This is a genomic window from Vescimonas coprocola, from assembly GCF_018408575.1.
Lineage (GTDB): Bacteria > Bacillota > Clostridia > Oscillospirales > Oscillospiraceae > Vescimonas > Vescimonas coprocola.
On the sequence record NZ_AP023418.1, the window covers coordinates 1,409,287 to 1,427,527 of the forward strand.

General features: G+C 52.6%; 22 protein-coding genes. All 22 read right to left on the reverse strand.

All coding sequences use genetic code 11. The features are described from left to right. Positions 1-69: 69 nt before the first annotated feature. A complete protein-coding gene (locus KJS28_RS06940; protein WP_213540372.1) occupies positions 70-345 on the reverse strand; it encodes a non-specific DNA-binding protein Hbs in 276 nt (91 codons plus the stop codon). Positions 346-711: 366 nt separating this feature from the next. After that, positions 712-954, reverse strand: coding sequence for a DNA-directed RNA polymerase subunit alpha C-terminal domain-containing protein (locus KJS28_RS06945; RefSeq protein ID WP_228298349.1), 243 nt, complete (start codon positions 952-954; stop codon positions 712-714). Between the two features lie 72 nt (positions 955-1,026). After that, a complete protein-coding gene (locus KJS28_RS06950; RefSeq protein ID WP_213540374.1) occupies positions 1,027-1,563 on the reverse strand; it encodes a hypothetical protein in 537 nt (178 codons plus the stop codon). Between the two features lie 64 nt (positions 1,564-1,627). Then, a complete protein-coding gene (locus KJS28_RS06955) occupies positions 1,628-1,900 on the reverse strand; it encodes a hypothetical protein (protein ID WP_213540375.1) in 273 nt (90 codons plus the stop codon). An 18-nt stretch (positions 1,901-1,918) separates the two neighbouring features. Further along, positions 1,919-2,137, reverse strand: a complete 219-nt coding sequence (locus tag KJS28_RS06960) for a hypothetical protein (protein WP_213540376.1) — start codon at positions 2,135-2,137, stop codon at positions 1,919-1,921. A gap of 293 nt (positions 2,138-2,430) precedes the next feature. Continuing rightward, complete coding sequence (locus KJS28_RS06965; RefSeq protein ID WP_213540377.1) at positions 2,431-2,835, reverse strand: RrF2 family transcriptional regulator; 405 nt, start codon at positions 2,833-2,835, stop codon at positions 2,431-2,433. 304 nt (positions 2,836-3,139) lie between these two features. Then, entirely contained in the window at positions 3,140-4,252 is a 1,113-nt protein-coding gene (locus KJS28_RS06970) for a tyrosine-type recombinase/integrase (RefSeq protein WP_213540378.1), read from the reverse strand. A gap of 450 nt (positions 4,253-4,702) precedes the next feature. Beyond that, complete coding sequence (locus tag KJS28_RS12920) at positions 4,703-5,077, reverse strand: CHAP domain-containing protein (RefSeq protein ID WP_456341202.1); 375 nt, start codon at positions 5,075-5,077, stop codon at positions 4,703-4,705. Next, positions 5,053-6,426 carry a CHAP domain-containing protein gene (locus KJS28_RS06975; RefSeq protein WP_456341198.1) on the reverse strand — a complete coding sequence of 458 codons (1,374 nt, stop codon included), beginning with the start codon at positions 6,424-6,426 and terminating at the stop codon, positions 5,053-5,055. Before KJS28_RS06975 ends, KJS28_RS12920 begins: the two co-directional genes overlap by 25 nt. 109 nt (positions 6,427-6,535) lie before the next feature. Further along, a complete protein-coding gene (locus tag KJS28_RS06980) occupies positions 6,536-8,878 on the reverse strand; it encodes a VirB4-like conjugal transfer ATPase, CD1110 family (protein WP_213540379.1) in 2,343 nt (780 codons plus the stop codon). Next, on the reverse strand, positions 8,871-9,287 hold the full coding sequence (locus tag KJS28_RS06985) for a PrgI family protein (RefSeq protein ID WP_213540380.1): 417 nt from the start codon (positions 9,285-9,287) through the stop codon (positions 8,871-8,873). The genes KJS28_RS06980 and KJS28_RS06985 overlap by 8 nt, the downstream gene beginning before the upstream one ends. Before the next feature lie 47 nt (positions 9,288-9,334). Continuing rightward, positions 9,335-10,171, reverse strand: coding sequence for a VirB6/TrbL-like conjugal transfer protein, CD1112 family (locus KJS28_RS06990; protein ID WP_213540381.1), 837 nt, complete (start codon positions 10,169-10,171; stop codon positions 9,335-9,337). Next, positions 10,161-10,727: an MT-A70 family methyltransferase gene (locus KJS28_RS06995; RefSeq protein WP_213540382.1), complete on the reverse strand. Its 567-nt coding sequence runs from the start codon at positions 10,725-10,727 to the stop codon at positions 10,161-10,163. Before KJS28_RS06995 ends, KJS28_RS06990 begins: the two co-directional genes overlap by 11 nt. A 62-nt stretch (positions 10,728-10,789) precedes the next feature. Next, positions 10,790-11,005 (reverse strand): hypothetical protein, encoded by a 216-nt coding sequence (locus tag KJS28_RS07000; RefSeq protein WP_213540383.1) that lies wholly within the window; start codon positions 11,003-11,005, stop codon positions 10,790-10,792. A gap of 14 nt (positions 11,006-11,019) precedes the next feature. Continuing rightward, complete coding sequence (locus KJS28_RS07005; protein ID WP_213540384.1) at positions 11,020-11,364, reverse strand: glutamyl-tRNA amidotransferase; 345 nt, start codon at positions 11,362-11,364, stop codon at positions 11,020-11,022. Between the two features lie 25 nt (positions 11,365-11,389). Further along, positions 11,390-13,171, reverse strand: a complete 1,782-nt coding sequence (locus tag KJS28_RS07010) for a VirD4-like conjugal transfer protein, CD1115 family (RefSeq protein ID WP_213540385.1) — start codon at positions 13,169-13,171, stop codon at positions 11,390-11,392. Beyond that, entirely contained in the window at positions 13,155-13,349 is a 195-nt protein-coding gene (locus tag KJS28_RS07015) for a hypothetical protein (protein WP_213540386.1), read from the reverse strand. Before KJS28_RS07015 ends, KJS28_RS07010 begins: the two co-directional genes overlap by 17 nt. A 2-nt stretch (positions 13,350-13,351) precedes the next feature. Beyond that, on the reverse strand, positions 13,352-14,239 hold the full coding sequence (locus KJS28_RS07020) for a hypothetical protein (protein WP_213540387.1): 888 nt from the start codon (positions 14,237-14,239) through the stop codon (positions 13,352-13,354). A gap of 3 nt (positions 14,240-14,242) precedes the next feature. Further along, the gene (locus KJS28_RS07025) at positions 14,243-15,046 is read right to left on the reverse strand and encodes a PcfB family protein (protein WP_213540388.1); all 804 of its coding nucleotides are present in this window, start codon (positions 15,044-15,046) and stop codon (positions 14,243-14,245) included. Then, positions 15,030-16,451, reverse strand: coding sequence for a relaxase/mobilization nuclease domain-containing protein (locus KJS28_RS07030; RefSeq protein ID WP_213540389.1), 1,422 nt, complete (start codon positions 16,449-16,451; stop codon positions 15,030-15,032). The genes KJS28_RS07025 and KJS28_RS07030 overlap by 17 nt, the downstream gene beginning before the upstream one ends. Positions 16,452-16,455: 4 nt before the next feature. Further along, positions 16,456-16,785, reverse strand: coding sequence for a MobC family plasmid mobilization relaxosome protein (locus KJS28_RS07035; protein ID WP_015523958.1), 330 nt, complete (start codon positions 16,783-16,785; stop codon positions 16,456-16,458). Next, complete coding sequence (gene dcm / locus KJS28_RS07040; protein WP_228298350.1) at positions 16,782-18,170, reverse strand: DNA (cytosine-5-)-methyltransferase; 1,389 nt, start codon at positions 18,168-18,170, stop codon at positions 16,782-16,784. Before dcm ends, KJS28_RS07035 begins: the two co-directional genes overlap by 4 nt. Positions 18,171-18,241: the final 71 nt, after the last annotated feature.

Consider the following 18,241-nt stretch of genomic DNA (forward strand, 5'->3'; position numbering starts at 1 on the left):
GTACATTCTGTATTTTCCTTTCTCATACAATATTTCATCGGTGTACCGCAGCACACCAAAAGTCCCCTCTTACTTTACGACGGCATCCTTCAAAGCCTTACCGGGCTTGAAGGTGGGGATCGTGGCCGCAGGGATCTTTACAAGCTCCCCGGTACGGGGGTTCTTGCCAGTACGCTCAGCACGCTCCCGCACACCGAAGGTGCCAAAGCCTACCAGTCTCACATCATCGCCGCCCCGCAGGGCTTCAGCGATTGCATCCAGAGCCGCCGTGATGACGGCCTCCGCGTCCTTCTTGGTCAGTGCCGTCTTTTCTGCCGCGACGGCGACCAGCTCAGTTTTGTTCATAGTAATTACCTCCTAAAAAGTATTCTTTGGTGTTTCTATTGGACAAACCATATCCATCCCATTGGGGATGGTGTCTCCTGAACCGGAAAGTCCGCTATGGACTCCGACACAGCAGCACCGCGGACCCTCTCGCAGAGCTGCTGCTTTCCTCGCCGCACGACAGCTTCTCCATCACATGTTCTGATGGACAGAAAAGCCGGTTCGGCGGTCGTGGAAAGTGAATGCAGAACCGTTCTATAGCTTTGATCCGGTAATGATACTCATTGGTATCATAAGTCTCTATACCGCAAATCATATTCGTTGCTCCTCATTCTCGTTTTTCATGGCTCATACGCCAAATGCTCCATCTAACACCGCAAGCACGAATTACTCGTCCTTTAGATGTGCTCCGTGTTGCTGCACGGCCTCCACGATGCCCTCCAGGGCCACCTTTCCAACGCCGGGAAGCGTGGCCAGTTCTTTTTCGGAATATGTAACCAAATCAGCCAGCGTAAAGATATTCGCGCCTCTCAGGCGGTTCACGATCCGTGCCGGAAGGTTCAGCTCTTCGATCATAGTCGCCCTCATGCGGCTGCGTTCCCGCTTTCGTTTGTATTTGCCTCGTGCCATGTTCCTGTTCCTCCTGATTTCCTATTAAAAACTATTTCCAATGTGAATAGCCAAATCTCCGTTTTCAAACGGTCATTGCTGATATACCGAATGGATCAGGTGTATCAGCTCCAGCACAGAGCGGAAGCATTTGCATCTCGGTTCAAACGGACGCATCAAAGAGATCCTGCCTTGCCATGTAGCGTTCTGCCGATACAAAACTTCAATTTGGATCTGTGGCTTACGGGATAGCCGCGACTGCATAAATTCCTTCTCATAGTACCGCTCCAGTATCTGCTCACGCCTTTGATACAGTGCCACTTCTGACTCGGCTTCCTTTTTTCTATCGCAAAAACTGCGAAGCGCTGTCGATGCCTGTGGGCTACTCAGCTCATCCATCATTTGATTCATGCGCAGGATTGCCTCATCCAAGCCACAAAAAGGAATGGCATCTTCGTAAAACAGATTAAAGATTTCTCCGGAAAAGTGTCCGTTTTCCATTTCCTTGATATTCAAAAAGAAACTTCGGGCAGATTGCGGAAGCGTATGGCATGTACGCAGTGGAGTGATCTTTTCGGCAGGCCCTTGCTTTGGAAAGTTTACAATATTTGTTTTTTTGAACTCATCCATAAATCCAATCCTCCATTTTGCATTTTACATAGAGCGCTATTTTCTGCAGCTAAGTTGGGATCTGCTAGAGAAGTGTTTCCGTTGAGGATCCGCGCTTTTTACCTTTGGCCTTGACTCTTTCTTTCGCAGCGCGTCTGACTCTCTCCGCCTCCCACTCTCGCTTGAGCAGAAAAGCCTCTCTGAATTCATCCAGTATCCTTTGATAAAGATCCGGATCTGCGCTTAAATCCTCCGCAACAAATTTTGCGTATCCTTTTCCGGCTTTCTGGGCTGCAGCGCATACGGCATCTATCCTCCAGTTGACCGGCATCACGTCTTTCGTTTTTTGTTTACCCATATTTCTGAATCCTACCGTTCAGTCTTCTTTATTTTTCCATTTAGAGATTGCCCTGTTGATTTCCTTGTGAACCCGAATCTCATCCTGCAAGCTGTAAATTTCATGAGTAGCCCTATGGAGTTCTTCTTCCAACTGCCTGATGCGTTCTTCCTGGTCATAGCTCTGCTGAACCAGCTTTTCCATATACGCATCCACAACAGTCTTTCGGTATCCAAACAACGCAGTTTCAAACACCATAGGAACACCTCCTACAATGATAATTAAGATTTAAGGCACGGCCGCCAGCCGCGTCTTTTTCCATCTCAAAGCCGAAGCTGTTAGAATAAGAGAGTAATGGCCTGACCCCTTTCACCTTGGGCTAACACGCCCGTAAGTGAGTCCGTCAGCCGCCTTTCTTATTCGCAGCATTCGATTTACGGAGGTAGAGCCACCGTGTTGTGCGCTCGCGTCACCTGTTCCCAGTGCGGTAAACTTTGGCGCCCGTTTCTCGGTCATGTACCAGCTGAGTGCAAAAAACGTAGCGGCCCCGGTCAGCCACAACTTTCCGTCAGCTGTGCGATCGTCACAGAGTGAAGTGTCTCATCAAACTTACTTTGCAGCTCCTCATAATACTTGCGTACTGGGCAGGTTTCCGTGCCGTTTCTGGAGCAGAAGTGATCCGGCTCCAAACAGCGGTTGATGCGGGTAGTTCCTTCCATGTAATCCACGATGTCGAAAAGTGAAATATCCTCTGGCTTTCGGGCCAATGAATAGCCGCCATGGCTTCCACGATCGACATGCAGGATATTTGCTTCCTTTAGCTGGTGGGCGACCTTTCGGGTGTATTCCAGAGGGATACCCATAGCCAGACAAACAGATGCCGCCGATGCCTGATGCTGGATGGCGACACACAGGACAATGCGGATCGCATAGTCCGTTGTGATATTGAGCTGCATTAAATTCGGTTCCTTTCTTTGTGGATAAGACTTCTCCTATTTACTTTCTTCTCCAAAAATATCCCAAGAGCTATTTCCTTACACTCATTGGGTAAATTTGATATAACTGCGGTATAATAGCTACCGGGCAAGCATGGTTCCTCCAAACCTCAGAATATATCCTTCACGCTTTGGCTGAAACCATGTGTTCACACCACTTTCGTGGAGTTTTTCACTCCTCGAAAGAGATGGCGAAAGCCCTTTTCCCATCAGGGCTTTCGCCATCGCACATAAAGATTGACACACTTTTTTGACTGCGGAGAGATCAAAATCCCGCCACTTTGTCCAGCTTTTCCATGTTGGTGCGTTTCAAGGCCAGCGAGGAGTGGACATACCGCTCCAAGGTAATAGCCGTCGAGGAATGACCAAGGATCTCGGACAGTGATTTGATATCGAATCCTGCTTCCACCGCCCTCGTAGCGAAGGTGTGCCGAAGCGTATGGGGATGAACACCTTCCAAGCCGCATTCCTGCGTATACTTCTGGAATCGGTACTCCAACATGCGCGGCTCCATATAGTTCTCTGTTCCGGTAAGGAGATATGTATCGTCCCTGCCAGCGAACCTGCGGCAAAGCGCAGCGTCATAATCGTTCAGCGGAATGGTACGGATCGATTTCTTGCTTTTGGGCGCTCCGATCACAATATGGGTTTGGCTGCCACCATCTGCCGTCGTATTATGCAGCCGCTGGAGTGTAGCGGCAATATGGACCGTGTTCGCCTTCAAGTCAATGTTGCTCCATTTCAGAGCACACAGTTCACCGATGCGCACACCGGTGATCAGCATAAATAGGAGCCCAAATTTACAGGGATCTGTATCCGTCAGCAGATACTTCATGAGCTGTTCCTGCTCATCGCAGGAAAGGACGCGCATTTCCGTATAGATCTCCTGCGGATAGTTGATATTAATTGCCGAATAACCTGGGAGCTGTGTGGCTGTGTACCGCAGAACACCATGCAGCACCACCAAAATATCATGGACTGTTTTTGCTGCAAGCTCGTCCTCAAACAAAAGAGCATCTGTAAAGTCATCTGCATTGTCAGAAGTGAACCCCTGTGGATAACAGTTGCCAAGCCTGGGCTTAATGTGTTTTTCTAAATTTGTAGTGTATTTTATATAGGTAGATTCTCGAACTTTCTTTTTCTTCTTCCGCAGCCACTCATCGCAGTAAAATGCTAAACGATGGTGTAAAGCAGATTGCGATGCCGTTTTTCCGGCAAGCACATCCGCTTTACACTGCGTCACTTTCTCCTTTGCCTCGCGGTAGCTCTTACCGTAACAAAACCCATATTTAATCTTGCCATCCAGCTCACGGCCTTTGATGTATCTGGCCTCCCATCTCCCATCTTTGCGTCGAAAGATATTTTCGCCTTTTGCCATTGTGATTTCCTCCTTTGATCTGGCACTTAAATGCTGGTTATATTTTAGCTTTATCTGCTCCCTCTCGCATTTTGACTGCCGATTTGACTGCGGAAAACCTGCGGAGAAAATGTAAAAAGAAGTAAATGGCGGTTCTGATCGCTTTCGGTTTGCTTTCTGGATGTGCCCTTTCGACAAAATTTTGGAAAAACCCTGTAAAAATGGCAGTTTCCTCTTGAATTTCCAAAGGAAACATGGTACAATACATAAAACTACTACGGGTATCTATCGTCATAGGTACTCGTGGAGTGAAAAACTCCACGAAAAGAAATTGAGGTTTGTTCAGCCACGATCACTTGATCGTGGCTGATTTTATTTGCTATCTACTGCGCATAATAGAAAAGCGGCAAGGGTATCCCCGCCGCCTTCTGGAAGCTCACCGATATTTCTTTGTGTCTTGCATCAGAAAATTTAATACGCTGGAACGCCATATCCGAGGATCTCATAATGGCCCACGGGATATTGGTTCTGTCTGCAGCTGTCACCGGAATTCCCCTCGATGGTATAGACAATGCCGTTTTCACATTTCTCCACGATACCTACATGGTCAGCCTCTCCATCCTGGGGGCCGGAGCTGCCACGATTATCCCAGTCAAAGAAAATGATCATACCAGGAACCGGTTCCGCAGAGCCATCCAACCACTGTCCTCGATCTTTGAACCATTGAACGCCACTAACACAGCCTGCAAACTTCGGGATAACACCGCTGTCGATGTAGCCGCACTCGTTGGCGCACCAACTCACAAAGCAGGCACACCACTCTACACGCCCCCCAACCCATACCATGACCAATAGGGCTGACCGCCGATATTGCCCACCTGAGAAAGTGCCACGGTAACGATCTGGTCATCACTGTACCGGATGCCGTAAAGCACTGCCGCCCAAATAGAATTATTTTCATTCTTGAGCAGTTCGGCAAGGTATTCCCGCTGCTCCGCATCAAAGCCATACCGGTCAGCCATTTCATCCACCATCAAGTGGGAAACCGTGATATATAACGTAGTTCTTGTAACTGTCGTTTCCGTTTGGACGATATTGCCGTTTCCGTCATCCGTCTCGGTGACCTCCGCTTCCGAATGACTTTCTGTGCGGGAAGATACGGAATTCATCTCCCAGAAGATGTCCGAAAGGATTTTTTTCTTGCTCTCGTCCATCGTGGCAACCTCTTGGGGATCGTTCTCGTCGGTATTGGTTTTCACCGCATAGACCGCCAGCACATCCTTCCACACGGCTCGACCACCGCTGATCTCCATATTGTCATAGGACGCAGACCTTTTTGCAGCCTCTAACTTCGCGTCATATTCCGCATTGATCTCCTGCACAGCGGTCTGCATCCGCATTCCAGTCCCGGCATCTTCACTGGAAAAGAAAATTCCAAAGACAGATCCACAAAGTAAAGCGATCAGGCAAATCAGAAGAATGACCGTAATGGCCACCCAGCCGCCTGCAACGATGGCAGCGACCAAAGCCTTTGTGCCGGAAATAATGGCTTTGACTGCAGCAGCCGTGGCTTTCATGGCAGCCTTTACGCCATGGCCCGCTGCTCTTGCAGTACCTTTAGCGGTACGCTTCGCTTTCTGCGCTGTTTTTACCGTCATCTGAGCGGACTTTCTGGCCGCATTTTCCGCAGCCTGCGCCGTTTTTATGGTCGTCTGGGCGGTCTGCTCGGCGGTCTTGATGGTTTTCTGCGTGGTCTTGACTGCCGCCTTGCCCGTAGATTTTGCCGTCTGCTTGATGGTTCTATCGCTGCGGTCTACCATCCTGATTGTCTTTTGCGTGGCATTGGCCGAGCGGCGCACCCGCCGCATGGCGTCCTGTGCCTGCTTTTTCGGCAAGTCTGCCTTTCTCCGCCGAAAATAGTCTTTTGCCTTGGAGATGTTCTCCTCGGTGGTATTCATACCCTTACGGCCAGCCTTGTCCAACCCATGGGCAGCTTCGTGAACTACTGTTCCCGTCCCGGTCAAGGTACGGTCGGCGGCGTATTCTTCGGGCGTGGATTCCGCCGCCAAAATGTCGTGCTCGGCCTTGTCCTTGGTGCGGACATAGGCGTCCTTCATCCGCTCGGCGGCCACCACCGACTTGTCGATCACCTTTACCGTTCCCTTAACCACATCTCGCATTTTGATGTCAGGCATGGCTTCACCTCCGTTCTGCACCTCTAAATTACAAAGAAACGAAAAAGGGCGGCACATGTGGCCGCCCTGATCGTCAGATATTGTCTTTTCATTATTGATTCACCTTTCTTCAAGATGCGCTGCTGCCGAAAACACCTTCTCCAGGCTTGGTAGTCATGAGCTGGTAAAGCTTGGTGCCGTGAGGAAAATGGTTTTCAAAAGGAACCAGAGCGCTGCCATACTTAATGAGGCCGCAGCCTGCATCTGCGTTGGTGACATAGCTCATCTGTTCACTGGAAATATTCAAAAGCTTTGCCAGCTTCTTGCGGTCGGACGCCGCCTGATTCAGCATGATAATGAACTCCGAATTGGAGAGCATGGTGCTGGCCTGCACAGAGTCCAGAAGATATTCAACGTTTTGGGTGATCGCCGTCGGGTACGCATTGCGTTTACGGAACTGACGCCATGCGGAATTAAAGAAGATTCCGCTGTGTTCGTTCTCAAAAACCACATGGAATTCGTCAATAAATACATGGGTGCGCTTGCCCTTCTTCCAGTTCAACGTAACACGGTTGAGGATCGTATCCGTAATGACCAGCAGACCCGCGGGTTTAAGCTGTGCGCCCAGATCACGAATGTCAAAGACCGTAATGCGCTTATCCAGAGACACCGTGCTGGTATGTCCGAAGATATCCAGAGAACCAGTTGTATAAAGCTCCAGGGACAGTGCGATCTCCTTTGCCTTTTCCTCCGGCTGTGCCAGCAGCTTTTCACGGAGCGTACAGAGCGTCGGCACAATGCCGGTTTCCGCTGCTTCCTGATATACTGCGGCCACACATCGGTCGATAATAGACTTGTGCTGAGGGCCGATGCCGCTTTTGTCGATCTGCTCCACCAAGGACATAATAAACTGAGATTTCTCCACAATGGGATTGTTTTCGCCGTAGCCCTCTACCATATACATGGCATTCAAACGATCTCTGCCGCCGGCCTTCATGTGGATAATAGCTGCAATATCGCCTGCCAGTGCCTCCACCAGCGGAACCATCTCGCATTCCGGATCGCAGATCAGAATATCATCCTCGGTATTCAGAATCAGGAAAGCGATCAATTCCTTGGCCGCAAAGGACTTGCCGGAACCAGGGACACCCAGAATAAACGTGGACTGGTTCAAGAGCCTTTCTCGATTACAGAGGATCAGGTTATGCGAAATGGCATTTTCTCCGAAATAGATACCACCTTTGTCCTGGATCTCCTGCACCTTAAAGGGCATAAATACCGCCTGAGACTCCGTGGTAAGCGTGCGAAAGGTATTGATCTTTCTGGTTCCAATCGGCAAGACCGTATTCAGTCCATCCATCTGCTGATATTTGAGCACTGCCATCTGGCACATCTTCTGACGGGCCAGAGAGAGGATCTGGTCAGTATCCATGTCGAGCTGTTCTTTGGTATCGGCAGTCAGCACCATGGTCAGAATGCCCAGCATCATGCGCTGGTCACGGGCCGTCAGATCATCCAGAAACTCCTTGCTTTCCCTTCTTTGCAGCTCCATATCGTAGGGAATGACCGCAGAAAAGTTGTTGTTTGCGTTCTGACGGCGCTGCCATTGGGTGATATTGGTCTCTACGCCCAGCAGACGGTTCTCGATTTCCCGCACTGCTTCATCCATAGGAATAGGCACGATGTCCAGAGAAAGCATCATGTTGCGATTCAGATCGGTCAATTCCGAAATGAAAGAGTCCTTGATATAGTTGGCATAGTCCTTGAGGTACAATACCCTGCAGAACTTACCGCCCAGGATAAGATAGTCGCTGTGCTTCTCGATGAAGTCCGGGCAGATATAGTCTCTGAAATCATGGCCTTTGCGCATCATATCCTGTGCATCAAAATGGAAATCCGCCTCCTCCCCCTGGCGATAGAAGTCATGGAGCACACGCAGCTTCTCCGTGGCATCCAACTCCACACATTTAGAACCCAAGGCCGTATAATGCGCTTTCAAGTCTGCTCCGACACGGCCAAAATAGCTTCTGGCTTCTTCGATGCTCTTTTTGCAAACGGAAATCGTGATGTATTTTTCCTGCACAATTCCATTTCCTCCGGCAGCCGCTGCCGAAATGACGCCGTTATACTCCATGCGGTAGCCGTCCCGCCTGTCATTCCGCAGCGGCATCAACACGTCCTGCTCAAAGCTTGCTTGGTTCAGGCTACGGTTATTAACCGTGATCTTTGCAATCAAGCCAGCCTCCAGACTGTTCAGCACCTCGGAATAATCCAGGAACATGACCTTCTTATCCTCTTCACTGGCCACCTGATAGTTAATATCTGAAAATCGCCAGGTACGGCAGTAGCGATTCCCAGCAAGAAAGATACCATCATTCCAGATGCGTCTGATGGGAATCGTATCCTGCACCCGGCGCGGCACAGTGTATCGCTCTTTATCCTGCTTGAATAGTGTCGTAAGTGTTTTAAGCATGGTGTTCCTCCTTTTTCCCAGCCTTACGCTTCCTTGCTTTGTGTGCAGGCTTTCCGGACAGTATTTCTTTTTCGTGTTCTGCAAGGGTGCCTTTCAGCGCCTCATAGTAATAATTGGTCGGCCTGAAAGAAAGCCGCTTCGGTTCCAGAATTTCAGAGCGGAACCATGCCCACAGAAACTGTTCACAGTTCATGCCATGGTAACGGATAAAGCCCATAGCCGCAAAGGGTGCCACTCCCAGAATACACATCCAGGATACGGTTTCCGTTTCCACATGGGGTTTCAGTACAAAGTACAATACAATAGCCACGCCGATAGCCAGCGCCGAAAAAACACACTGACGCAAAGACAGGCCAAAAATAAGAGACTCCGTGTAATTGCGGATCTCCCTGTTGATCTTTACTTCCAAAATAATACCTCCTATGATTTGGGCATAAGAAAACGCCTAGTTTCAGATTACAATCCCATCATTTCTCTAACAACACGGTCGGCCATTTTGACAGCACTGACGAGCACCAGCATATTGAAGATCAGTTCGCCCACATACGACCACACCTGCGTTACCGCCGCAGCGTCGGGATCGACCACGGGCGGGCTGGATGCAAACAGGGAGAAGATGATGCAGGCCAGTACGATGATCGCACCCTCCAAGCAGACGGCGGCATAACTCTTGATGAAGCTCTTGCCGATGTTCTGCGACGGCTCACCCGCAAAGGCCGAGAGCGGGACCGGCGCAATGGCCGTGTAAAGGTAAAGTTTGAAAAACCTGCCATACACGGTCATGATCATGATAAACGACAAGACCGTAATGAATAGCCCGCCGATCAAGGTCACTGCCCACAATGGGATGCTTTCAAAAAAGCCGCAATTCTCCACGGCGGTCACGATCTCGGCAGGCAGCACGGTTTCCTGCGCTGTGCCGAAGCCTGCGGCGTTCATGATGGTAGAGATCAGCCCCTGCACGATATTGAACAGGGCGATCATCAGCTCCAAGCCGTATGTGACGGCGGCTTTGGCGAGGACGAAGCGGATGAACACTTTCAGGGCGTGTTCCGGCCGCTTCAGTTCCGCAAAGCTGCCGCAGGTTTTCATCACGCCCACCACAAAGAACAAAACGAGCAGCGCAAGCCCGATGGCCTGCACCGCACCGTGGATGCCGACGATCACATTCCAGATCGTGCCGCCCTTGAATTGCTCCGGCGACTGCGTAATGAGCTGCCATATCTCTGCCAGCTTTTCATTCCATGTTTCAAGCGCATTCTCCAAATTCTGTACGACCCAGTTATCCGACATTCGGCTCACCTCCCGTCAGCGCAACATTACAGGCGACCTCGTTGCCCCAAACATCCCATCCGTCCGCTTTCTGACGGGCGAACAGCTCTATTCGTGGCAGATCACCTATCAGCTCGACAATGCGCCGCCTTGCTTCTTCCGGCTTTTTGCTGTGTTCCTCAATGTGGGAGAGAATGACTTGATGCACCCCGGCCGAGCGGCGTTTCGGGTGGCCTTTGGTGGCAAGCATACAGAACTCCGCATTGGCTCTCGTCCAGTGTCCCATACCCCAAAACAGACTGTCGGACTTGCGGTTCTGCTTGATCCACACGAAAGCCACCGTCTTATATGAAAAGCCCCATGCACGCATGACCGAAAAGCAGTCGTGCAGCAGCGGGATCGTTGTCCATAGAAACAATACGCAGTCATCGGCGGCCAGTGTGCCGACCGGCAGCGCCCGTATATCTTCCAGCTCCATTGTCGGGTAGTGGGATTCGGCAGAGCGCCCAAGTCCCTTTTTAGAATAGACCTTGTACCGCCAAGGCGGGTCGGCGTAAATAATGCTGTATTTCTTCACAGCTTCCTCCTTTCCGGCAAATGGGGGCAGGCCGAAATGACCTGCCCCGTGCGCCGTATCATTTATCTGCTGTCCCGGTCGGGCGAACTGCGGATCACGCCGTACACATCGTCTACAAAGTAGCGCCCGGCAAAGGGATTGAATATGGCGTGGCACTTCACGCCGTTGTATTCGGCAAGGTAGTCGTTGTCCCCGATGCGTTTGAGGATCGTCGCCTCACCGAGCACATGGGTTTCTCCCTGTTTCAGAGAGTGGATATAGCACTGACACTTTTCCATCTGCGGCCTCCTTTTCAGCCCGTGATCAGGTTGAGGATCTCTTTGGCAAAGGTGATGACGATGCCGCCCGCAAGGGTGAGAAAGCCGTTGCTTCGCTGGCTGGGATCGTGGGACTGGAACGAAAGTCCCACCTGCACGATGCCCCAGCCGAGCAGGATCAGTCCGACCGCACGGATCAGACCGAAAATGAAATCGCTCAGGTTGTTCACAACGGCGATCGGGTCATTGGCGGCAAAGGCCGTCACGGAGCAGCCGAACACAAGGGCGACCGACAGTACGGCGGCGCAGTAGAAACGAAAGCCCTTTCTGACCTTGCCGGGCACAGGCAGCTTGTTTGCGGTCTTTTTGGTGTTCTTCATGGGTTTATCCTCCTTGAGAATTGAATTAAAAAAGAGCCTCTATATCCTCGTCGGACAGAAGCTCATAATCGGGTGTGGGTTCATTGGGTGCGGATACGGTTTCGGCGGCAGCGCCTGCAAACGAGAGCGTTGCAACGGCATTTTCCGTCCCGCCGTGTTCATAGGGCGCTGCGCCGCCGTCCTCGGTCAGCGCAATGTTCGGGTGTTTCAGAATGTCGTATTTCTCGTCAATCACCGGCCGCTCACCACGGATAAACAAAAGAGCATATCGGTTGTCCAGCATACGCACTTCGTCCGGCATCAGAAGTTCTCTGCCGCTGATCTGATAGTTCGTGCTGTAATTGCCGTTGCGCCCGGATGATTTGCCGTAGGTGTTGGTGTCGATGGTGGATTTGCCGAGATAGGATTCCGAGATCAGCTTGTGGGTCGAAGTTTCGTTGCCGCCGAGATAAAGAAACTCATCGCAGTTGCCGAGTATCGACTCCCATTCCTTTTCAAACAGCGCCTTGAGCGCCGCCACATTTTGCAGAATGATCGACACGAACACATTGCGGGAACGCATGACCGCAAGGATCTTGGAGAAGTCCTCCGGCAAGCTGACATTGCTGAACTCGTCCATTAAGAAATGAACGGGAACGGGCAGACTGCCGCCGTATTTGTGGTCGGCCAGATAGAATAGCTGCTGAAAAAGCTGGGTGTACAAAATGCTGACCAAGAAGTTAAAGCTGGTGTCATTGTCGGGGATCAGGGCAAAAAGCGCCACCTTCTTTTCTCCGAGGGACGGCAGATCCAGCTCGTCCGTAGCGGTCAATGCCGCCAGCGAGGACAGGTTGAATTTTTCGAGCCTCGCCGCCAGCGTGATTTGAATGGATTTCAGCGTTTTAGCACTGCCGGAGTGGTAGTCCTTGTAATACTTCACGGCGATATGGTCGGGCTCCCGCATCTCCAACCGCTCAAACAGCTCGTCCAGCGGCGAGGTGTATTCGTCGCAGTCCTCCCGCACATCCGCCGCGCGCAGCATCTCTATGACCATCGGAAAATTCTGTTCGTCGGGCGGTGCTTCGTATTTCAGATAGAAAATGAGAGCCAGCAGGAGCATAGATGCGGCCGTGTCCCAAAAGGGATCGTTGGACTGGCTACCTTTCGGCGTGGTGCTTTTGAACAGATTGGTCACAAGCCGCTGCACATCGTTGTCGTCCCGCAGGTAGACAAACGGGTTGTAGCAGTGGCTTTTCTCCATGTTCAGAAGATCCAGCACCCGCACCTCATAGCCCTTTTGCCGCAGCAGATGCCCCGTACTGCGCAGCAGCTCGCCTTTCGGGTCGAGCACGGTAAAGCTCGTGTTGGCCTGACACAGATTCGGTTTGGCGTAAAATCTCGTTTTACCTGCGCCGCTGCCGCCGACAACGACCGTGTTGAGATTGCGGCGGTGTTTCCGTCCGTCCAGACCCATACGGACATTCTGCGTGAAGATCTTGTTTTCCTCCGGCGCAGCAGCCCGGTATTTTCGGTTGACGGTTCGGGCCGAGCCCCACTTGGCCGAACCGTGTTCCTCACCTCGGCGGTAATTGCGGCGGGACGACAGAATGACACCCACCGTAAGCCCATAGGCACAGAGCAGAATGAGAACAGTTTTCAGACTGTCCCCGCAAAGCTCGATATGAAACGGGTCGTTCATCACTGCGGGAAACCGGGTGACGATCTCCGGCAGGCCGCCGTGGGCGGCAGGGGCGATCAGCAGCCCCAGCCACACCACGGGGAGAATACCGAACAGGCAGAGGACAAGAGGGTTATTCTCTTTCTTCATCGCTTCGGCACCTTACCTTCTTTGCGGGGGCATCGATCACCTTCAAAAGAACTTCGTCAACAATGTCGGTGGGGCGTTCTTCCTCCAGCAGATCGTTCCGCATTTCATTGAGGGCATTGACCACAACGCCGTGTTCATAGCGGTCGAGGGTCAATACCCGCTTTTCCTGTTTTCCCATGGTCATCGCTCCTGTTCACTTTGGCGGGGTGTTTTGCTCTGTTCTAGCGACCGCATCATTCTTGCGGAAATGTCATAGGCGGTGTCCCGGATGTCGGTCAGCTCGGCACGGATCGTCTGCGGGTCATCGGTGCGCAGAAAATCGGCAGGTGCTTCAAAGGCATAACCGTTCACATCCACGCCGAACTCTTTGCCGAGAATATAGGAAACGCAATGCGCCTTGAACCCGGCATTTTCCTCGGTGTATTCTTCGCCGGTCCGGGCAAGCTCCGCCTGCGCCAGCGCATTGGACAGGCCGCAGAACAGGTCGTTTGCCGAAAGCCCGCGGCGGACAAAAACGGCGTTTTGTTCACGGTCATACACGGCATCCATGCCGTTCGGCAGCTCGTCCACAGACTGCACCGGCGCAGGGCGCTTGTAGATCAGGGCGTTCAGCAGTGCCCGTGCATCATGGGAAGCCGCCTGCGGCGCTCTCGTCCGGGCGGTGGTCTGCGAGATGTCATAGACCCGCTTGATGTTGTAGGACACGCCGATGCTGCCGTCATCACGGGTGTATTCGCCGTTGGATTCGACGATCTTGATGGGACGGCTAAACTCCTGCCTCTTGATATACACGCCCTGATCCCGCCAGAAGTCTTTATCGCCCAGTCTGCGGGCACCCGGCTTCGTGGCAAGGATCAACAGGGCGTTGGTGGCAGAGTAGTTGCGGAAAGCCGCCTGCACATCCAGATAGTCACGGAACTTGCCGCCGTCTGCGCAGACGGCCTCGGCGGTGGCGTCAGCCAGAGCGTAAACCTCGTCACGCTCAGCCTTTTTCTTTGCCGCCCACGCCTCCTTGTCAAATTCGTCGGTCTGCGGGGCAGATTCAAAAATATCGTCAAAATTGCTCATCGGTTATCGCTCCTTTACTTTTTTCGGTTTCTTTCGGGAGGGCTGCTTGTGGGTAGTGGCCGGCTGCTTTTTCGGCTCTTTCGCCGGGGTGGGTTCGGAAATGCTCGGCTCTGCCGCCTCTTTCTGCCTGCTCTCCCGGATTTCCCGTAATTCCTCACGGACAGAGGGGCGTTCTTCGGGAGATTTAGCAGTACCCTCGGCGGTTCTGCTTTGCTTCTCGGAGGTAGGCGCGGACGGACGGGATTTCTCCGTCTTTGCCGCCGCAGGGTTTGGGGATGCGCGTTCCTCCTTTTGAACGGGTGCGCCCATCAGGTCATCCAGCAGGCGGTCGTCCGCCGCCTTGTCGGGCTTCTCCTGTTCAGGCGCAGACGGGGCGGTTTTGTCTGCCTTGGTCTGCTCGATGTCCCGCTTGATGGAAACGGTATCGACCGTCGCCAGCTTGAAGCGCTCCACGATGCGGTTGATCTTGGACGCATCCTCGGCACGCACCATAATGTCTACCATACCGTCAGCAGAGCGCTCTTTACCACGCAGGGCGCAGTAGACAACGCCGTACCGCTTGGCTTCCAACGCAAACTGTTTCAGATGCTCCTCGCTGACGGTGAACACTTTCAGTTCCTTGCCGCTTTTGAGCATGGCAGAGAGCCGTTGGTGGCCTTTGGTCTTGTTCTTATCTCGGTTTTTCCAGACAGCGTAGAGCATGGCGGCGATATTCTTTGCCGCCGAGCCGGTCAGCTTCAGGGCAACTTCCGTACCCTCCAAGCTGATCCGCACGACTTGCTCCGCTGCGTCACCGGAATTGTACATGGTTGGTTTTCTCCTTTCCTTTGATGTGCTCGTCCTCACGGACAGCTTTGATTTTCTCTTGGATCACGCCGGAACGCTCGGCAATGCTGTTACATAAAACCACCTCCTTCCGCAGTGCGGCAAGCTCTTTAGAAAGTGCGGCGATCTGCGTCTTGACCTCCGCTGCCTTTTCAGGATCGGACTTCACCGCAGCCGTCCGCTTTGCTTTATAGATCTGCTTGCGCTTCTCGGTCAGAACTTCGCTTTTCCCGCTCACTTCGTCACGGTAGCAAAAAAGCTGCTCGGCGGTATCGATCCGATGCCCGATGAGCAGCCTTGTTTCGGCGGTGATGGCGTCCAGTTTCAACAGATCCTCCCGCAAGAGAAAGTGCATCCGTTTTCTGCTTTGCTGCGGACGGTTCTTCGGGAAGATGCCCAGCAGATAGCAGTAGTGAACATACAGCGCCCGAAAGCCGGCCAGTTTTCGGGCAGTTTTCAAGCTGCCGATCAGCCTGACCCGCAGGATCTCCGGCTTTTGCTCCGATGTTCTTCGTTCGGGGCGGCCTTGGGATAAAATGCGCTTGCGAATGTTATCCAGAGCGTAGTCCTCACCGAAATTGCGCATCAGGCGCACGAACCGTTCCTTTCCCGGCGGCCTGACTGAAATATCCTTGCCGACTTTTACCGTATAGCCCTTTTTCCGCAAGGCATCAAAAAACTGCCGCTCGGTCATGGCCTGCCGTATCGCCTCGTCAATGTCGGTGCGGATCAGCCCACGCCAAGTGGGGCGCTGTTCCTGCTCGGCACGCCATTCGCCGTATTGCTTGCCTTGACCTTGCTGCGGATGCTCGATCACCGACAGTCCGTATTCCCGGCAAAGCTCGTCGGAAACCGTCTGCATCTCGTGATAGTCCCTCTTGGTGCGGTGGTACTTGATGCCGTCCGCAAAGGATACGGTGTTGACGACAAAGTGATTGTGCAGATGATTTTCTTTGTCAAGGTGGGTGGCGATGATCACCTGATAGCGGTCGCCCCAAAGCCGGGTCGCCAGCTTTACGCCGATCTCATGCGCCAGCTCCGGCGTGGCCTCTCCGGGGGCAAAGGACTGATAGCCGTGATAGGCCACCGTGCCGTCCTCCTTGCCGAACCGTTTCTTCACCGCCAGCATTTCGTCACGGGCGGTGGCGGGAGAGCAGTTGATGCCCGACACGAAGCGGTGGAGCGGTGCGTCGTCCTCACTGCCTGTTTCCTGCGTTTTTTCCGAATTGACGGCGTAGCGGATCACATCGGTAAGCTGCTGCCCGCCCTGTCCGGTCAGTCCCCGGTCGGCGTAGAATTTCGGGTTTGCCGTCTTTTCGGGGTTCTCCGCATAGATCACCACCTTGCCGAGCCAGCCTTTCACACGCCAGATTGAAGTTGTCGCCATACCGCTATTCCATCGGGCGGGGCAAAATGACCGCCTCGGTGATTTTCTTGACAGCCGTATCAATCTTGCGGCAGGCTTCGTCGTACCTCTGCACATCGAGAACATTCAGGGTGTGCGCTTTGACGGCAATCTGATTCAGGTTGTTGCCGATCCCGTGGAGCTCCCTCATCATGGCGTAGTAATCGGGCGGCGGGGCGTCCTGCGGTTCAAGCCCATTTACCAAGTGCCGCAAATACGCCTCACGGGAAAGACCGCTGCGCTTCACTTTCTTTTGAAACACCTCGGCTTCCTTTTTATCGAGCCAGAATTGAATGTGAACATTGCGTTTCCTCATATCTTCATCGCCTCCTTATTCAGTTCGTTTTGAATTTCAACAATACGCTTGCCTACCGCATACACAACGGGAATCGTCACGCCGTTTCCTGCCTGCTTGTAAAGCTGGGCGTCGGAATTGACGGCAGCCGCTTTATCAAACATATCATCGGAAAAGCCTTGCAGCCTCCAGCACTCACGGGGCGTCAGCTTGCGGATTCGTCCGCAGCCAAGCGGAATTTCAGTCCTGTTTTCGGATTTGTCTTTATTAAAGTTCGCCGCCTGTTTAACGGGTAAAGCGTGTTCGCAGGAATCGCAGGCACAGAGATAAACGCCGTGTTTGTCCTGCGTATTCAGGCAAAAGGCGGGTTCTCCGCACTCCTTGAAACGGCGGCCGTTCTGCCTCTTATTCTCACGGCCGGGGGTCAGCACAGCGCGGCAGCCATAAAAAACGCCGGAGCTTTCGCCCCGGTTGCTTACCCCGATTTTGTTGTAGTCTGCAATCAGGCATTTGGTGTAATCCTGTTCCCAAATTTTCGCCTCGTCCCGTTTTAGCTGAATCAGCGCCGTTTCCTCGGTACGGTCGGGACAATCTGCGCCCATACAGAGCACGCCCGAATTATCGGCGCTGCGGTTTCCGATTCCGCTGTCATATCTTGCTTTGATACAGCGGGCGTTTTCCGTCAGCTTCGGATTGCCTTTGCACAGGTCGATAAAATACATTCCCGTCCTGCCAGCAAAGCCGCCGCCTTCGCTCATCAGCGTACAGCTTATACCCGTGGGGTCGTAAACACGCTTGCCCTGCGTGCCGCCGATCAACTGTATAAGAGCCTTGCCGTCGCCTGCGGTGACAGGAAATACTTTTCGTCCACCCTCGGCTCTAAAATGTCGATAAGCGACAAGGTAGATGCGTTCCCGGTTTTGCGGAACGCCGTGGAAGCGTGAATTAAGCAGTCCGTATTCGATATGATAGCCGATTTCGGCCAACGAATGGAGAACGGTCGCAAAGTCCCATCCTCGATTAACGGAGAGCAAATTTTTAACATTTTCAAGGACAAGCCATTCGGGTCGATCTTCGGCAGGCGTGCCTTTGAGGAGTCTAATGATTTCAAAAAAGAGAGAGCTTCGCTTGCCTGCAAGCCCTCGTTGCCGGCCAGATACAGAAATGTCCTGACACGGGAATCCGCCTGCCCAGAGGTTGACTCTCGGCAAGTCGGCGGGCTCGGTTTTGGTGATGTCCTCGCCATACCATTCATCCTCCTTTACATCGTGGATCGCGCGGTAGCTGCGGTCTGCGAATTTGTCGATCTCGCAGTGGCCTTTGCAGACCATACCGCAAAGCTCAAAGCCCTTACGGAAACCGCCGACACCGCTGAAAAAGTCCAAAAAGGTCATGGGTTCGTTCACCGGCTTTCCTCCTTCCGGGTATAAAAATATCGCCCTCCGCATGGGCGGGACGAAAAGGGTTTCAGGGATTT

Coding starts and splice junctions, on each gene's coding strand:
- KJS28_RS06940 (WP_213540372.1), bottom strand. CDS start 345: ATGAACAAAACTGAGCTGGTCGCCGTCGCGGCAGAAAAGACGGCACTG.
- KJS28_RS06945 (WP_228298349.1), bottom strand. CDS start 954: ATGGCACGAGGCAAATACAAACGAAAGCGGGAACGCAGCCGCATGAGG.
- KJS28_RS06950 (WP_213540374.1), bottom strand. CDS start 1,563: ATGGATGAGTTCAAAAAAACAAATATTGTAAACTTTCCAAAGCAAGGG.
- KJS28_RS06955 (WP_213540375.1), bottom strand. CDS start 1,900: ATGGGTAAACAAAAAACGAAAGACGTGATGCCGGTCAACTGGAGGATA.
- KJS28_RS06960 (WP_213540376.1), bottom strand. CDS start 2,137: ATGGTGTTTGAAACTGCGTTGTTTGGATACCGAAAGACTGTTGTGGAT.
- KJS28_RS06965 (WP_213540377.1), bottom strand. CDS start 2,835: ATGCAGCTCAATATCACAACGGACTATGCGATCCGCATTGTCCTGTGT.
- KJS28_RS06970 (WP_213540378.1), bottom strand. CDS start 4,252: ATGGCAAAAGGCGAAAATATCTTTCGACGCAAAGATGGGAGATGGGAG.
- KJS28_RS12920 (WP_456341202.1), bottom strand. CDS start 5,077: ATGGTATGGGTTGGGGGGCGTGTAGAGTGGTGTGCCTGCTTTGTGAGT.
- KJS28_RS06975 (WP_456341198.1), bottom strand. CDS start 6,426: ATGCCTGACATCAAAATGCGAGATGTGGTTAAGGGAACGGTAAAGGTG.
- KJS28_RS06980 (WP_213540379.1), bottom strand. CDS start 8,878: ATGCTTAAAACACTTACGACACTATTCAAGCAGGATAAAGAGCGATAC.
- KJS28_RS06990 (WP_213540381.1), bottom strand. CDS start 10,171: ATGTCGGATAACTGGGTCGTACAGAATTTGGAGAATGCGCTTGAAACA.
- KJS28_RS07000 (WP_213540383.1), bottom strand. CDS start 11,005: ATGGAAAAGTGTCAGTGCTATATCCACTCTCTGAAACAGGGAGAAACC.
- KJS28_RS07005 (WP_213540384.1), bottom strand. CDS start 11,364: ATGAAGAACACCAAAAAGACCGCAAACAAGCTGCCTGTGCCCGGCAAG.
- KJS28_RS07010 (WP_213540385.1), bottom strand. CDS start 13,171: ATGAAGAAAGAGAATAACCCTCTTGTCCTCTGCCTGTTCGGTATTCTC.
- KJS28_RS07015 (WP_213540386.1), bottom strand. CDS start 13,349: ATGGGAAAACAGGAAAAGCGGGTATTGACCCTCGACCGCTATGAACAC.
- KJS28_RS07020 (WP_213540387.1), bottom strand. CDS start 14,239: ATGAGCAATTTTGACGATATTTTTGAATCTGCCCCGCAGACCGACGAA.
- KJS28_RS07025 (WP_213540388.1), bottom strand. CDS start 15,046: ATGTACAATTCCGGTGACGCAGCGGAGCAAGTCGTGCGGATCAGCTTG.
- KJS28_RS07030 (WP_213540389.1), bottom strand. CDS start 16,451: ATGGCGACAACTTCAATCTGGCGTGTGAAAGGCTGGCTCGGCAAGGTG.
- KJS28_RS07035 (WP_015523958.1), bottom strand. CDS start 16,785: ATGAGGAAACGCAATGTTCACATTCAATTCTGGCTCGATAAAAAGGAA.